The following is a 15,592-nucleotide window of genomic DNA, read 5'->3' as shown; positions in this document are numbered from 1 at the left end:
CATTATTCAGGGAGTGAAAAAATGAATATTGGTGAATTTAAACAGGCGGTGCGTGAATTAAGACAAGCATTAAAACAAGATGGAGTAGCATCCGTTACTCAGCTTGACGCACCGTCAGAGGCCTTTAAAGAGGAAAACGCATTAGGGGCATTTTTAGAGGGAGATGGTGAGGGTGGGGAAGTATTTTCTTTAGTACTCCAATTGGGCGCCCTGTTACAGGATTTAAGTGACGAAAGTCCGGTTTACCCTGAACTTATGGTTGAGGTTCGTTTGATTCTGGACCAGTATTGGGCATGGGTAGCTAAAAATATCGCACACGAAAGCTGGCAAAAAGGGGAGGAGGTCAGTCCCTGGCTGCACTTGCAAAAACAGTTAAGCCGTGCGGGTCTGTTAGAAAGTGACTATCATCATCCTATTCTTTTCCGTGTATTAGCCAGGCAATATCTTTCTTTAGGCCAGAGCCAGTTAGAACTCGATAAATTGCTGTTTATGCTTACACGTTCCGGCCGGCTGATAAGTTATGTGGAAAGAGGGGGGAGTCCTGGTTATCCGATGGTCCAGTTAAACGCGTCTATTGCCAAAATAGAACGTCTGCAACTTGGGCATGAAGTAGGGAAGCTCAAAGCAAAAACCACAATACTGGTCACTCTTTTTTATTTGCTTCACCGTTGTTGTACTGTTGAGCAATTAGCCCTCATACCCCCGTTAATTTATTACCGTTTGCATACTACTGACGAAGAAAGAAACTCCGAGTTGGCGATCTTTACCAGCTTATGCAGCGATATCCCGGTTTGGCAGGCTTTTTTTGCTCGGAACAATTGTTATGTGGACACCAAGGCATTCAGGGATGAAGCGTGTTTAAAAGACCTTGCTCCGTTAATACCAACGGCACGCATGGCGCTCCTTCACGCCGTTGATAATACGCGTTGGATATACTCGTTTATTTATCAATCCAGGCAATTAAAACTTCTTGATGAGAATCAGTTGCTTGACCATACTATCGAGTTGTTCCGCAAAGAGTTTGCTACCTTGCAAGATCGCTCTTACTCGGCTGCACTTGATTTTGCGGCAGAAACTAGGCGGCAAATAAACTGTCTAACGGAAAGAGAAGCTAATCTCGTGCATGATGCTTTATATACTTTTTGCCTGTACGTGTATGAAGAGGAGCGGCCCAAGGATAAATTTGCCAATCCTTTTGCCCCTTCCGGCAAGACTAAATGTAATGCTGCTGAGAAAAAACGTAAGGATTTAGCCGGTTTTCCGATTAAATATGGTTTTTTTGAGGTTATTGCCTTAAAGCAGGGGCGTTTAGGGGCGTTGGTGAATATGTTCGAGGGCGACGGCTCAGGCCATAAACTGGTATAAGAGAGCCCGACCGCTATGATTTTGAACCCTGGGGTTCAAGTGGGGGGCAGATGAGTCAGTTCAGGCTTCCCACTTTATAATGGGCTTGCACAACGCCGGCTACAGAACGCTCCCCTAAGTGTGATTATTGGTTCACAAATCACTCGCTGTCGGGTTAGTTGCAGTATAGCATTATTGCTTTTCAGATAAACTGGCTTTCGCTGAATTTACATATTCTTTTCGTTGTATTCGATGAAGAAAATCTTGGTTGTCGTTTTTTACTTCAATTGCAGGCTGCGGGTGACTCGTCTGTCCGGCGTGCTGGATGTTGGTTTAAACACCTGAATGATGGAGCCAACCGAATTAAATCAATAACGATAAGCGAAAGACCTAATCGCTATCAACAGGTACCAACACGCTTAAAACAAGGCTAATCAGTTTGCGGGTCCTGGCTAATATTGCCATGAACCACCTGGTGAATTTTATTTTCCAGGGAGTTGATAAATTGAGTAACTTGCAAACGTTGCTGTTCTTGCTGTCTTTGGCAGCTGATCAATTCATGACTGACGTGAAGTGCTGCCAGGAGCAGTGTTTGAAAGTCGTCCAGTTGTTTAAATTTTTTCTTGTTATGAACGATTCTTTCATTCAGCTTATCTGCTGCCTGTTGTAGATTCTCCACCTCATTATCAGGGCATTTAATCTCATAGGATTTATTCATTAACTTGATGGAGCATGATTTAGAAGTTGTCATTTTATCGCAACCTGTAGTGACCCGTACTATTAAATGGTAACAATTTTGGTTTGCCCGAGCAAATCAGTTATTATTAGTCATTTTATGCTAATGAGCTTATTATGTCTGCTGAAAATAATCCCATACACCTTCCTACATATCAATCATTCGTGGATACTATTTCTGTTTTAGGGCTACCTATTTCCAGCAGTGAGTTGCATGGTGTGATGTGTGGTTATCTTTGTGCAGGTGCGATCGCTGAGGGTGAAGCTTATTTGCGTGCGTTAATGGTTAATTATAAACGCAATGAATCGACCCGGGCTGCAGCGCTTGCCATGTTCGATGTTTATTCACTGAGCCAGCAACAACTTGCCAATTTTGATTTTGAATTTCAATTAATGCTGCCTGATGAGCATGAGTCCCTTGTTGATCGTGCCCAAGCTTTTAGCGAGTGGTGCGAAGGGTTTACGCAAGGTATGACGATGGCTGGTATCAGCTATGAACAATTGCAAGAAGATGAATCGCAGGAGGCGTTACAGCATTTGCTGGAATTTGCACAATTGGATTATGAGTCGTTACAGATTGATGAAGAGGACGAAAAGGCATTGATGGAGGTCAGTGAATACGCACGTATGGCCGTTTTGCGCTTGTACGGTGATTTACTCGCCAATCATGAAGGTCGTGATTCTTCCAATACCACCCATTAATTGAAGAATTCTTGAAAGGATATTGAGATGATTAGTCAGCAAGAATATCAGGAAAGACGGCGAAGATTAGCGCAAAAATTACCCAGTGGCGCTATTGCAATTATCCCTGCCGCTGATGAGGTCATACGGAATGGCGATGCGCATTACCGCTTTCGCCAGGATAGTTATTTTTACTATTTAACGGGGTTTAATGAGCCGGAAGCCCTGTTATTGATCGTGGCCGGTGAAAACAATGAAAATTATTTATTTAACCGTCCCCGTAACCCTGCCCAGGAGCAGTGGACTGGCAAGCGTTTGGGTCAAGAAGGAGCCTGTAAAGAACTCAATATGACTGCCGCTTATGCCATAGAGACGCTAGCTGAGCATTTACCAGCGTTTCTGACAGGCAAGACAGCCGTTTACTACGCTATCGGTCGTTATCCAGCTTATGAAAAACATGTTTTACAAGCCTTACAAACCTTAAAAGGACAAGTAAGACGAGGCGTTAAAGCACCGGAAGCCTTGTGTGATTTGGAGCCTGTACTAAGCGAAATGCGTTTAATCAAAACAACAGCAGAGATCGCATTGATGCGTCGGGCTGCTGATATTTCCGTTGCCGCTCACAAACGTGCAATGCAGGTTTGTAGCCAGATTGCCTATGAATATCAATTGGAAGCAGAATTGCTTTATGAATTTAGTCGTCAAGGTTGCCGGGCTGTTGCTTATGATCCAATCGTTGGTGGTGGTGCAAATACCTGTATTCTTCATTACACCGAGAATAATCAGCCATTGCGTGACGGTCATTTGGTGTTGATTGATGCTGGCGGTGAATTCAGTAATTATGCTTCTGATGTCACCCGAACTTTCCCTGTCAATGGCCGCTTTAACCCAGAGCAACGGGCCATTTATGAGTTAGTCCTTAAGGCCCAGAAAGCCGGAATCGCTTGCATTAAACCAGGAGTAGCCTGGAATGAAATTCAGCAAAGGATGGTTCGTATTTTGACCAGTGGCTTGTGTGAATTAGGCCTGCTAAAAGGGCAGGTGGATGAGCTAATCCATCAAGAAGCGTATAAGCCTTTCTACATGCATAATTCCGGGCATTGGCTAGGTTTGGATGTCCATGATTGCGGTCACTATAAAATCGAGGGTCAATGGCGTCCCTTGCAGGCAGGGATGGTGCTTACCGTAGAGCCAGGCTTGTATATCAGTGCTGGAATGGACGGGGTTGAGCAACGCTGGTGGAATATTGGTGTGCGAATAGAAGATGATATTCTTGTAACCGAAGATGGTTATGAGAATTTAACGGCTGCTCTGCCGACAGAAATAACTGAGATTGAGGCGTTAATGCGTGGCTGATAAACAGGTTGATATTCTAATTGTTGGTGGCGGATTGACTGGAGCCACATTAATGCTTGCTTTGGCAAACAAAGGGTATAGCACATTATTGGTTGATGCGAACCCTTTTAGCAACAAAGTAAACAGTGATTTTGATGCGCGCACTTTAGCGCTTTCTCCAGCCAGTGTGCGGATTTTACAACTGTTAGCGATTTGGCCGCTTTTGCTGAAAGACGCAACGCCTATCACTACAATTCATGTGTCCGATCAGTATCGTTTTGGTGCCGCGCGCTTGCAAGGCGAGGTAACCCATCCTTTAGGCTATGTCGTGGAAATGCAGTCTATTAATCGCGCCTTGCATGAATTATTAAAAGGGGCAGAGATTTTAGCGCCTGCCAAGCTGACTGCATTGGCGAGGCAAGAAGGGCTGGCAACTATTAGCAGTGCTGCTGGTGAGTGCACTGTTCAGGCCAAGTTAATTGTTGCTGCAGATGGCGCTGAATCAGCGGTACGCCGTTTTAGTGGCTTGAGAGTGAAGCTAAAAGAGTATGGCCAGCAGGCGATTGTCGCCAATATTGGTTTGGCCAGAGCCCATCGAGAACAGGCTTATGAGCGTTTTACTTCCTCTGGGCCTTTAGCCTTATTACCGATGACTGATAATCGTGCTGCCCTAGTTTGGACTTTGCCACCCGAAGAAGCAAAACGTCTGATGACGCTTAATGAAACTGCCTTTTTAACGGCTTTACAACAGGCTTTTGGTTACCGCTTGGGACGTTTTTTAAAACTGGGTAAGCGAGCTATTTATCCATTACGCCAGGTATTTATGCCAGAGCAAATTGCCTGGCCTTTAGTCTTTGTCGGCAATGCTGCCCACACCTTGCATCCAGTGGCAGGACAAGGGTTTAATCTGGGTTTGCGCGATGTGGCGACTTTGGCCCAATGCATTATTGAAGATGGCCTGAATGACAAGATGTTACAGCGTTATCAGGCGATGAGGCGCCATGATCAAACAGCGATAATCCGCTTGACGGATGGTTTGGTTAGTCTTTTCACCAGCCGTTTGCCAGGGATCGCTTTGGCTCGCAATTTAGGCCTCATTGCGATGGATAACAGTGCACTATTAAAAAAAATCTTAACTCGCTACACACGCGGTTTTGCAGGAGTAACGCCGGATTTGGTTTGTGGGATCGCTCTGGAATCGAAGGAGTCTTGATGAACCAGCAATTTGATGTGGTTGTTATTGGTGGGGGAGTCGTTGGTTTAACGGCTGCTTTGGCAATGGCTCAGCAAGGATTCTCTACTGCTGTGGTGGATGCCGGTACTATGGCGGTTAACGCAGCAAAACCGGATAGTCGTGTTTATGCGATTAACCAGGCATCCCAGGATTTATTGCAGCAGCTTGGGGTTTGGCCGCAATTAGATCAAACGCGTGTATCGCCTTACCAACGGATGTATGTCTGGGATGCTGGAAACGGAGCCCATATTGAATTTGATGCACGTATGATTGCGGCACAGCAGCTAGGGACGATTCTGGAGGAATCGATACTTAAACAGGCCTTATTGCAAGAAATAGCCAAACAGAGCAACGTTACCCTATTTCCAGACAATGCGGTCACGGCAGTGAAACAACAAGGGGATTCAATTACAGTCAGCTGCGCTGGTAAATCCTGGCAAGCTCAATTGTTGATGGTTGCTGATGGTGGCAATTCCCCTTGCCGCCAATTACTGAAAGTGCCTTTGACGAGTTGGTCTTACCATCATCAGGCCATTGTTGCTTCGGTAAGTACAGAGAAAAAACATCAAAAAACGGCTTATCAAGTCTTTAATGCTGACGGCCCTTTAGCTTTTCTTCCCCTGATCGATGAGCGGCAATGCTCTATTGTCTGGTCAACGATACCCCATGTTGCAAAGCGATTGATGGCTCTTGATGATGACGCGTTCAGTCAGGAATTAACACAGGCCTTTGCTAATAAATTGGGGCAGGTAAAAGTACAGGGAGCGCGATATCAGTTTCCGTTGAGTATGCGTCATGCGAAACAATACAGTGGGAAGCACTGGCTTTTATTAGGTGATGCTGCACATACTATTCACCCGCTTGCAGGCCTTGGTCTTAATGTGGGTTTGGCGGATGTCTCTGCCTGGTTGGCCTGTCTGACTGATAGGGGAAAAGGCGCGTTAACTTCATCAAGAGCGCTAGGGGCTTACCAACGTCAACGCAAGTATGCTGTTTGGCAGGTGATTGCCATGATGGATGGTTTGAAAACTCTGTTTACCAGCCCTTTTAGTCCTATGATTGCCCTTCGCGGTTTGGGTTTGCGTATTTCCAATCATTGCTCGCCGCTAAAGCGCCTGTTTATTGCGCAAGCAGTAGGAAAACCGTTGGACTATTAGGGGTGCTGACCTATCTACTATCCTGGCGCTTATGACTGAATTTTTTTTGCTTCGCAGCTCACATACTTGCTGATGCTCCGCTGCGGTGCTCGAAAATCTAGTCATAAGCACACATAAGAGCGTGGAAAAGTTGTTTTAAATGCGGTAAGTTAGCTAATCAGGCGGAAATGTCATCAACAGTTCCTATGACGACATTAAAAAAATAATAAATACCGGGATGTGTAATGACTTTAAAGAAATTGCAAGCTGTTGGGTTGTATCGTATCGGCCGGTGCTACCGCGGGAGTCATGGGCGATGAGTACTGGGATGGTGATTCGGCCTGGGTTATCACTGCAAGTGCTGGACCTGCATGGATGAAAGCTGGGCAAACGCAAACCATTTATTTGCAATCGGATGTGTTTAAAACCTATACGGCTGACCGTGACAAGGAGACAATCGTTGCTGCTGAATTATTTTTTGGCATGCAAAGAGTACTGAATTCCAAATTGCAAGGCCAATTGGGATTGGCTTTTGCAGGAACGTCATCCTCATCACTGGATGGTGATGTTTATGAAGATGGGAACTCCTTCTACAATGACTTTGCCTATAGCTACAAAGTGCAGCATATGCATGTTGCTTTGAAAGGTAAATTGTTGCTTAACCTCGACTTTGATTACGAGATCGTCCCTTACATAAGCGGCAGTCTAGGTTATGGTCGTAACAAGGCCTCTTCCTACTCTATTACGCCACGAATTCAACAAGCGGTACCCGCGCCATCGTTCCAGACAACAAGCACCAATAGTTTCAGTTATACCTTGGGTGCGGGGATACAAATGCCCTTCGCACCTAATTGGTGGGCTGGCATTGGCTACGAATGGATGGGTTGGGGTAAGAGTGAATTAGGACGTGCGCCCGGGCAAACGATGGGAACTGGGCCGAGTATTAATAATATCACCAGCTCCCAATTTCAATTAAGTTTGACCTATTTGTGTTAAGGATTGTTTTTTCAAGGATTGGGTTTGATGATGAAAATAGTAAGTTTATTCAAACGATTAACCATCGCTTTGTCGTTGGGATTTTCCATCACGGCCCAGGCGAATGATTCGCGGCCTGTATTTAATATCGAACCTGTTGTCAAGGCACCTACGCAGATTACTGCCAATGGAACTGGATTTGCAACCTACCGGGTTACCAATACCTCTATTTTTAACCGTACGCTGGTCATGCAACCCATTTCTGGAATCATTCAGCTCACTGGCGGGGCTGGTGCTTGCCCCTATCCCTTTCCTTTGGCTGTGGGACAATCGTGTTTGCTCCGTTTGCAGCTTTTCGGCAGTGAGATACCCCGCCCACTGTTTTATGGGCCGGTAGTCTGTAAGACCAGAAGCGCGACCGATCTCCGCCCCGATCCTTTTTTATGTTCAAAACCCAAAGATAACGACGTCTTACGCGTCACGGTAACGCCGTCGGTTTCAGCGACGATTGATGCCTCCCCCAATATGAGAACTTTTTCTGTGGGGGGTACGGCTATAATCACCGTGACCAATACGTCGGCAAGCGCTTTTGCACAGAATATCGCCGCTCAAATTCCACTGGGAAGCCCACTTACTGTAAGTAGTAACAGTTGCGGGGTGCAGTTAGCGCCTGGAAGCAGTTGTACGATCATTTTTACCTCGGCTGTTGCGGTCGCACCCACAGGGGTCATCATTGGTGGTACGAATACCAACCAGGAGACGATAACACTGCAGGCCGTTTTCGCCACGCTGACTGCTACGCCGACAAACCTGCAATTTACGGTGGGAGCTAATGGCGTGATTACAGTACAAAATACTTCCCCTGTTGTTGCGCTTAATGTGGCGCCTAATTTGGTTGCTCCGATTACGCTGGTCAGCAATACTTGTACGCCCACGCTTGCACCAAATGCCACTTGCACCATTACTGTCACTTCAGCGGTTTCGGTAGCCAGTACTCCCATTACGATTACCGGGACGAATACGTCAAATCCTCCAGCGACTGTGAATGTAACCGTGGCGCCGGTCATTATTACGACATCTCCCCCAGCCCAGACCCCCCCCACGCCGACGCTGCAATACGTGGCCAATGATACACAAGTGTTGCAGATAACCAATACGCAACCGCCGGGTGGACTCAATGCAAACGGCCTCAATGTTAATCCAGTTGTCCCTGCGGGCATGACCGCTGTTTCTACATGTCCTGCTGGTCTGCCACCGCAAAATAGCTGTGATATAACCTTTGGGGGAAACACGCCACAAACCGCAACGGTGAATATAGGAGGGAACAATACCAATACCATCCCTATTGTTGTCCAAATTGTGACTGATCCCGTTGTGACAGTAAGCCCATTAGGACCACTTGTTTCTATCGATAACAACGGTGCGGTACAGACTGCAGTGACTTTAACGAATACCTCTACGATAGGCAACGTTACCGGCATTTCAGCGACTCTTCCTGCCAGCTGGGTTGGAACAGTGAACCTGGACGATAGCCAGTGTGCTAACCTGGCGCCGAGCCCAGGCCCGGGAAACACTTGTCAGTTGCTCTTTAGTTCAGACACCCCTTTTATACCCGCCGTGCTTCCAATCACGACTACCTCTCCAATTGCCAATCCACTGGAAATTGCCATGGGCTTTACAAGTGGCAGTTCACATGACATTGTATTTATGGTTGACACAGGCGCTCAGACAATGAACCTGGTTACCCCTGCTGACAATTTTGTCGACATTTGGGGTTCTGTTTTGAATCTTTATACTGGCGCGACTGATCCTAACAATGGGGCTCAAAATACTCAGCTCATTATACAAACTTATGGTAATGATGATTATGCCGCTAATAATTGCACGGAGTTTGGTGGATCGGGAGTGACCACTTGGTATTTGCCGGCAATTAATCAGCTCAATGCTATCTACACTAACTTACTTAATGTCGATAGTTCAGGTATAAGTTTGGGCAATTTTCAAACGACCAATCCCTATTGGACTTCTAATCAGGCTGATCTGAATTATGCGATGGCCCAGCACTTCAGTACAGGGGTGCAGGCAGAGTACTATATATTTAATTTCCCCTTCCTCGCTGTCCGTTGCACCCGTACGGCGACTTATCCTGTTCCCTAAGGATTACAAGAGGAAATGTTATAAAACAGAGGATTTCGCAGTGATTAATTCCCTGGGCCTCTTCTGTATTCAGTGAATATATGGTTTAATTTTAGCCATGAATCTTTGTAGGGTTGGGGCTCGGTGTTGTTTTCACTAAATTGCAGGAGACTGCTAACCTGGAGTTGCCTGATAGGCAGCCTCTGGGTTGGTGAGCTCTCGGCTGCCTCAGTCCCTAAAGCAAGTGAGACACCCTCGCTTTATCGTTGGGTAGATAAGCCCCAGGATGAAGCCTTGCGGGTAGAGCAGGCTGGTGAGCGCTTGCGGCAAGCCATTAAAAATCCTGAATACATGCTGGATAATTGGGTGGATTTACCGGCTTCACCCGAATCACGGCACAAAAAACCACAGCGCCTGGGTTTGCGCGAAGCGATTTTGCTTGCCTTGCGCTATAACCCGAATATCCAAAATGCGGAATTGGATCGCATTATCCAACGCTATCAATTACGCCTGGCTCATAATGAATTCGAATTGCAGTATGCACTGGCCGGCTCAGCGGTCGTGGAGCGAAGCCGCTATAGTGGTGTGGGTAGTAAAACAAATAACAGTTCTTTGGCTACCCCGGAAGTCAATTTGAAAACCAGGCTGGGCTCACAGCTGTCATTGAATATGGATAACAACGTTTCCAATTACAACAGTTTTACACCGGTACTCAATTTTTCCTTTACGCAACCTTTATTACGCGGTTTTGGCAAGGCGGCCAACGAGGCCAATTTGCTGGATGCCATTGACAATGAATGGCTTAATAAATTGAATTTGCAACAAGCAGTCATTGATCAGATCACCCAGGTGATTATCGCTTATCGGGCATTAATTTTAAGCGGCAATACCTTGCAAACCCAACGTCTACAATTGAAAGAGGCCCGTAAATCCTATGAGTTTAATGAGAAAAAAATAGAGGCTGGGCAACTGGAGCCCACCGGTAACATTCAGCAGGCCTACCAGATTGAATCGTTGAGTTTGATGGTAGAGCAGGCAGAGAATGATTTTAAAACAGCAGCACAAGATTTGCTGCAAACCATAGGTCTTGATCCACAGATGCGGTTATCGGTGCCAAGCGACGTGACCGTGGATCGAATCGTTGTGCCCGATCTGAAGGAATCTATTGACTTGGCACTCAATCATAATACGCAATATTTAGCCCAGAAAATGGTCCTTCGTGCCGATGAGAGAGCTTATGAGGTGGCGAAAAACCAACAGCTTTGGCAGCTTGATCTAGGTGCCAATGTACAAAGTGGCGCGGTCACTGAGGTGGATGCGAATAATAGCGGCTTCCGTGGTATTTATAGTGGCCGCAATCTAACCGAGTCGGCACGGGTTACGCTGACGGTCCCTCTTAATGATGTTAATCGTCGCAGCCAACTCATTACGGCCAAGGTCAAATTGGAAAAAGATCGCCTTGCCCTTATCGCAACGAAGCGAGGGCTGGAAACAACGATTACGAATACAATTAATGCGATCCAAAGTCTGGCGAAACGATACCAATTGGCTGAAAAGCAGGTTAAATTGGCAGCCCAATCGTATGCGCTGGAAAAGAAAAAGCAGCAAGCTGGTATTGCCAGCGCGCTTGATGTTAATAATACTCAAAATCAACTTATTCAGGCACAAATTGGCTTAATCGTTGCCAAAGTTGCGTATCTTAACCAGTTGTCAGCCCTACAGCGTATACTGGGAACGACGCTTGATCATTGGCAAATTAAACTTAGGTATGGCGAATGAAAAACAGGTTCTATTTATTCTTTTTGGTTCTGATGGCCAGCTTATTAATGGCGTGCAGCAATCATAAAGAAGAGAAAAAAAGTACGTTGCAGACTTATGTTGTCAAAACAGAGCCGGTGCAAAAAACCTTGTATTTTAACGGGACTATCCAGCCTATACAGGAAAGTACCTTGACCAGTCCGATGGATGCTATTGTAGAAACCATGCACTATCATTATGGCCAATTAGTAAAAAAAGGCGCAGTCGTTGTGACCTTGAACTCCACGGATCTGCAAAGACAATACAATGACACGCTTACCGAGTATTTAAAGGCTAAGGATAATTTCACCGTTGCCAAGGCAAAATTCATTGGTACCGAAGAGCTTTGGGATGCGGGATTGCTATCCAAAAACAACTATTTAAGTGAAAAATCCAGTTTGGATACGGCAAGGGTAAGTCTGATGCAGTCAACGCGTAAGCTGAGTGAAATGTTAGAGAAAATGGATAACGGTGAAGCGGTAGCCAAAAATCTATCAGCGCTCAATATTGCTGATTTTGCTAAAGTAAAACAAGCCCTGGGTTCAAAACATAATTTGATTCATTTAAAGGCGCCAACGGATGGCGTCTTGCTTTACCCGCCCAAGGCCAGTGAAGATAAGTCAGCCCGGTTAATGGTCGGTGCAGCCGTTAAATCCGGCCAGGTGTTAGCCTTGGTGGGCGATTTAACCGGGGTAAGTATCGAAATTGATGTGCCTGAAATTGATATTGATAAAATTCATACCGGTATGACCGCGAACATCACCGGGGTTGCTCTGGGGAAACAAGTTTTAAAGGGAGAGTTAGTGGCGGTCAATGTACAAGCGTCAAATAATGGCGGGGCTTTACCCTCTTTCAGTGCCGTGGTGGAGGTTAAAAACCTGAGTGAAGAACAACGCCGTTGGGTCAAAGTTGGCATGAGTGCTTCTGTTGAGTTACCTATTACTGGTAACGAGCAATTATTGGTTCCTATTGTTGCGGTGAAACAAGAAAAAGGTAATTCGGTCGTTAAAATACTCGCCAGCAATGGCTCCTTAACCAACCGTATTGTATCCACCGGCTCGGCTCAGGCGGATAAAGTCGTGATTGCTTCTGGTTTAAAAGCAGGGGATGTGGTGGCCTATGACTGAAAAGTCATTAATCGCATTGCGTGATATAACAAAGACCTATCAAATTGGCGACGCCTGCTCCCAAGTACTAAAAGATATTTCCCTGACGGTGCAAGAGGGGGAGTTAGTCGCCATTGTTGGTGCATCAGGCTCTGGAAAATCCACACTAATGAATATTATTGGTTTGTTGGATAAAGCGGATAGTGGTCATTACTTACTTCATGAACGAGACGTGGCTGGTTTAACAGCAAATGATTTAGCTGTTTTGCGTAATCAGAGTATCGGCTTTGTATTCCAGCAATTTAATTTGTTACCTCGTTTTAATGCAAGGCAGAATGTCGCTTTGCCCTTAATTTATCGTCAGATGGCGACTGGTGAATTGAATGAACGCGTTATGAGTGCCTTGACTCGTGTGGGCATGGACAGTTTTGCCGAACATCGGCCGACGCAGTTATCGGGTGGGCAGCAGCAGCGTGTTGCCATCGCGCGCGCGCTAGTTGGGGAGCCTCGCGTCATTTTAGCCGATGAACCTACGGGGGCGCTTGATTCACGTACCGGTTCGGAGGTCATGAATTTGTTTTTAGCACTGCATCGTGAAGGGCGAACTATTATCATGGTAACGCATGATGAACAAATAGCAGCCCAGTGTGCGAGACGGATCACCCTGGCTGATGGAAAAATTATTGCGGAATCCAGGCAATGACTTTATTCAGCCATTTTCAACAAGCGTTGGTTAATTTATCGTCATCAAAATTAAGATCGTTTCTTGCTGTCTTGGGTATCCTGGTTGGTACTGCGGCAGTAGTAGCCTTGATAAGTTGTGGCCAATTGGCAACAGAAAAAGCCCTGGAGCAATTTAAAGCACTGGGCACCGATTTATTGGCAATCTCTGTTTATCAGAAAACGCAGGACAAAACACATAGTAATGAGAGCCAGATACCGATAGAACTGTGGCGGCAATTACCAGATCGGATTCCTGCAATCTTGCAAATTGCGCCTTACAGTACGGCTTACCAGCCCTTAAGTTTCCAAGGAAAAATTCTGCAGGGAGCAGTCATTGGGGCGGATGAATCATTAGCTGCTACTATTCATATCAAACTGGCTCACGGCCATTTTGTCTCTTTTGTTGAGTCGTTCGAGCATTTTTGTGTGATAGGTGATGGCCTGGCCCGTCAATTACAAGAGGTTAGTCTCGATAATCCGATTGGTAAACAATTACGCATCGGGCAAACACTGTATACCATCATTGGGGTGGCGAAACCCTGGAAAGAGAATGGTTTTTTTAACGAGGACATTAATCAGTCAGCGATTATCCCTATTGCTGGTATGCCCTTAGTGTCTAAAGACAGCAAAATTAATAATGCGGTTGTAATGTTGCAACCAGATAGCCCTATTGACGAGGTAATCGCCCAAATTAAGCAAATTCTTACTGCCCAGGCACCCAAATTAAATATCTTTCCCCGCAGTGCCAAGCAAATTATTGCGAGTATGGAAAATCAAGGCCGGATTTTTACTTTATTATTAGCCGTCATTGGTGGTATTTCGCTGCTTGTCGGTGGAATTGGGGTTATGAACGTGATGTTAGTTTCTGTGAGTGAGCGTAAAAAAGAAATTGGTATCCGCAAAGCGGTAGGCGCAAAGAACAGTGAAATTCAAGCCCTTTTTTTAATTGAGTCCGTCATGTTGTCTTTCCTGGGCGGTGTTCTGGGTGTTATCCTGGGATTGATTTTTACCCGGGGTGTTGCCTATTTCAGTCAATGGCATTTTACGTTTTTCTTCATGCCACCGCTGGCAGGTTTTGCTGTATCAGTTGCTACAGGTATCTTTTTTGGTTTTTACCCGGCAAGACGCGCAGCAAAACTTGAACCGATGGTTTCTTTGCGCAGCGAATAGGGTTTGGCCATTTCTACTATCTTGAGTCGCAGCGTTAAATTAACGCGTTGCGACTCAAGCTGGCGAAATGCCAGCAGACCCGAAAGGAAATCAGTTAAAGCGCTAGCCCTTAAACCACGGCAGGGGTTCATAATGGTCATCATCAGAAAGGTAGTCAACTGCTGCGACTTCCGCGCGTTGCTTCACCAGATTACTAATAAAATCCATCAGTGACCGTTCGGTGTTGCGTTCCCAATCACTAAGGACAACGGCAAGCATTCCTTCTTGCAGTTGCTCCAATTCGGCGTTCCCGAGAGCCGGGCCGAAATCTAAAAATTTCAATAAGGCTGTTGCCGCACTGATTTGTGGGTGAGTCGTTGAGCTCGAAGTTGCAACGCTATCGTTCTCCTCTTTTTGCTGATTATTGTTTTTACTGTCAGATGTGGGCGCAAATAAAGACAGAGCATGGAAGGATTCTGATTGCTTTTCTTCTTCCGCTTCTTTTACCCGATGGTGTTCGAGGTAAACTTGAAGCCTGGTTTTCAACTCTCCCATCGGAGTTGGTTTGCTTGTTTTAGAGATTTTAAATTCAACATTATCTTCCTCTACCCAATAGCAGTGTAGAGTGTCCAGCAGGGTTGCGGTGGAGTAGTTTTTTTCAGTGTCATCATAAAAATGATACTCATCACAGGGAGGAAGTTGGCTGATAATGTCTCTAATCTGTGTATTCTTGCCACTCCATGCAAGAGCAAGAAGGTGCGCTTTATAGTCATCGGTTAGGGGTGTGGAAATGATTAGAGGGTATTTGCAGTTTTTTAAGTACACTTTCGTCAGTTGATGGTCTGTCAAGGATTCAAGTTCGCAACGTGTGATATCGTTTTCTGTTAAACCAAGCACGGGAAGCAGATAAGAGAGAACATACTCGGGATCTTTATGAAAGGTAGCAATGGCACAGATTTCCTGATCATTATGGACAACTGTTTTTTGCAAACCACTTTTGGTATTGGATTCCGGATGATAGAGAGCAGGGTTATGCATGGTATGTTCGATACTAATGGTTTTATCGAAATCAAAAATGCGCAGAATAGTGGACATAAAAGGAAATCCCCTTAAAATGGTTCGATTTAAAGATTAGCAGACAGAATGGTAATTTCTTAGCCTGCCTTAATGGAATAGCATTCATTTAGCGGTCAAAATAACCGCAGTGACTATTTTATCAGCAAAATTGCATTTAATAGCAT

At 45.6% G+C, this 15,592-nt stretch carries 14 protein-coding genes and 1 other RNA gene; 12 read left to right on the top strand and 3 right to left on the bottom strand.

What is annotated here, in order from left to right; genetic code table 11:
* Positions 1-21: 21 nt before the first annotated feature.
* Positions 22-1,365 (top strand): hypothetical protein, encoded by a 1,344-nt coding sequence (locus tag Lfee_RS10020; protein WP_058446398.1) that lies wholly within the window; start codon positions 22-24, stop codon positions 1,363-1,365.
* Here the strand turns inward: Lfee_RS10020 and ssrS are convergent.
* Positions 1,365-1,524: non-coding RNA, 6S RNA (gene ssrS, locus Lfee_RS16540), on the bottom strand. The genes Lfee_RS10020 and ssrS overlap by 1 nt on opposite strands.
* Here ssrS and Lfee_RS10015 point away from each other — a divergent pair.
* On the top strand, positions 1,524-1,778 hold the full coding sequence (locus Lfee_RS10015; RefSeq protein ID WP_058446396.1) for a hypothetical protein: 255 nt from the start codon (positions 1,524-1,526) through the stop codon (positions 1,776-1,778). The two genes, ssrS and Lfee_RS10015, sit on opposite strands and share 1 nt — an antisense overlap.
* Here the strand turns inward: Lfee_RS10015 and Lfee_RS10010 are convergent.
* Positions 1,775-2,095 carry a cell division protein ZapA gene (locus tag Lfee_RS10010; RefSeq protein WP_058446394.1) on the bottom strand — a complete coding sequence of 107 codons (321 nt, stop codon included), beginning with the start codon at positions 2,093-2,095 and terminating at the stop codon, positions 1,775-1,777. The genes Lfee_RS10015 and Lfee_RS10010 overlap by 4 nt on opposite strands.
* A gap of 101 nt (positions 2,096-2,196) precedes the next feature.
* Between Lfee_RS10010 and Lfee_RS10005 the strand changes: the two genes are divergently transcribed.
* The 10 genes from Lfee_RS10005 to Lfee_RS09960 all read left to right on the top strand — a co-directional run bounded on the left by Lfee_RS10005 (position 2,197) and on the right by Lfee_RS09960 (position 14,372).
* On the top strand, positions 2,197-2,781 hold the full coding sequence (locus Lfee_RS10005) for a UPF0149 family protein (RefSeq protein ID WP_058446392.1): 585 nt from the start codon (positions 2,197-2,199) through the stop codon (positions 2,779-2,781).
* 27 nt (positions 2,782-2,808) lie between these two features.
* Positions 2,809-4,116, top strand: a complete 1,308-nt coding sequence (gene pepP / locus Lfee_RS10000; RefSeq protein ID WP_058446390.1) for a Xaa-Pro aminopeptidase — start codon at positions 2,809-2,811, stop codon at positions 4,114-4,116.
* Positions 4,109-5,308 carry a 2-octaprenyl-6-methoxyphenyl hydroxylase gene (gene ubiH / locus Lfee_RS09995; protein WP_058446388.1) on the top strand — a complete coding sequence of 400 codons (1,200 nt, stop codon included), beginning with the start codon at positions 4,109-4,111 and terminating at the stop codon, positions 5,306-5,308. The genes pepP and ubiH overlap by 8 nt, the downstream gene beginning before the upstream one ends.
* Positions 5,308-6,486: an FAD-dependent oxidoreductase gene (locus Lfee_RS09990; RefSeq protein WP_058446386.1), complete on the top strand. Its 1,179-nt coding sequence runs from the start codon at positions 5,308-5,310 to the stop codon at positions 6,484-6,486. The genes ubiH and Lfee_RS09990 overlap by 1 nt, the downstream gene beginning before the upstream one ends.
* Positions 6,487-6,774: 288 nt before the next feature.
* Positions 6,775-7,461, top strand: a complete 687-nt coding sequence (locus tag Lfee_RS09985) for an outer membrane protein (protein ID WP_058446384.1) — start codon at positions 6,775-6,777, stop codon at positions 7,459-7,461.
* A 27-nt stretch (positions 7,462-7,488) separates the two neighbouring features.
* On the top strand, positions 7,489-9,597 hold the full coding sequence (locus Lfee_RS09980) for a hypothetical protein (RefSeq protein WP_058446382.1): 2,109 nt from the start codon (positions 7,489-7,491) through the stop codon (positions 9,595-9,597).
* A gap of 123 nt (positions 9,598-9,720) precedes the next feature.
* Positions 9,721-11,355 (top strand): TolC family protein, encoded by a 1,635-nt coding sequence (locus Lfee_RS09975; RefSeq protein ID WP_112854753.1) that lies wholly within the window; start codon positions 9,721-9,723, stop codon positions 11,353-11,355.
* Positions 11,356-11,387: 32 nt separating this feature from the next.
* Positions 11,388-12,500 (top strand): efflux RND transporter periplasmic adaptor subunit, encoded by a 1,113-nt coding sequence (locus Lfee_RS09970; RefSeq protein ID WP_370447013.1) that lies wholly within the window; start codon positions 11,388-11,390, stop codon positions 12,498-12,500.
* Positions 12,493-13,182 (top strand): ABC transporter ATP-binding protein, encoded by a 690-nt coding sequence (locus tag Lfee_RS09965; protein WP_058446378.1) that lies wholly within the window; start codon positions 12,493-12,495, stop codon positions 13,180-13,182. Before Lfee_RS09970 ends, Lfee_RS09965 begins: the two co-directional genes overlap by 8 nt.
* Positions 13,179-14,372 (top strand): ABC transporter permease, encoded by a 1,194-nt coding sequence (locus tag Lfee_RS09960; protein ID WP_058446376.1) that lies wholly within the window; start codon positions 13,179-13,181, stop codon positions 14,370-14,372. Before Lfee_RS09965 ends, Lfee_RS09960 begins: the two co-directional genes overlap by 4 nt.
* Positions 14,373-14,474: 102 nt before the next feature.
* Here the strand turns inward: Lfee_RS09960 and Lfee_RS09955 are convergent, their stop codons facing one another.
* On the bottom strand, positions 14,475-15,446 hold the full coding sequence (locus Lfee_RS09955; protein ID WP_058446374.1) for a hypothetical protein: 972 nt from the start codon (positions 15,444-15,446) through the stop codon (positions 14,475-14,477).
* Between the last annotated feature and the right edge of the window lie 146 nt (positions 15,447-15,592).

The organism is Legionella feeleii (assembly GCF_001467625.1).
GTDB classification, from domain to species: domain Bacteria; phylum Pseudomonadota; class Gammaproteobacteria; order Legionellales; family Legionellaceae; genus Tatlockia; species Tatlockia feeleii.
This window is presented reverse-complemented; position numbering and strand designations above follow the sequence as displayed.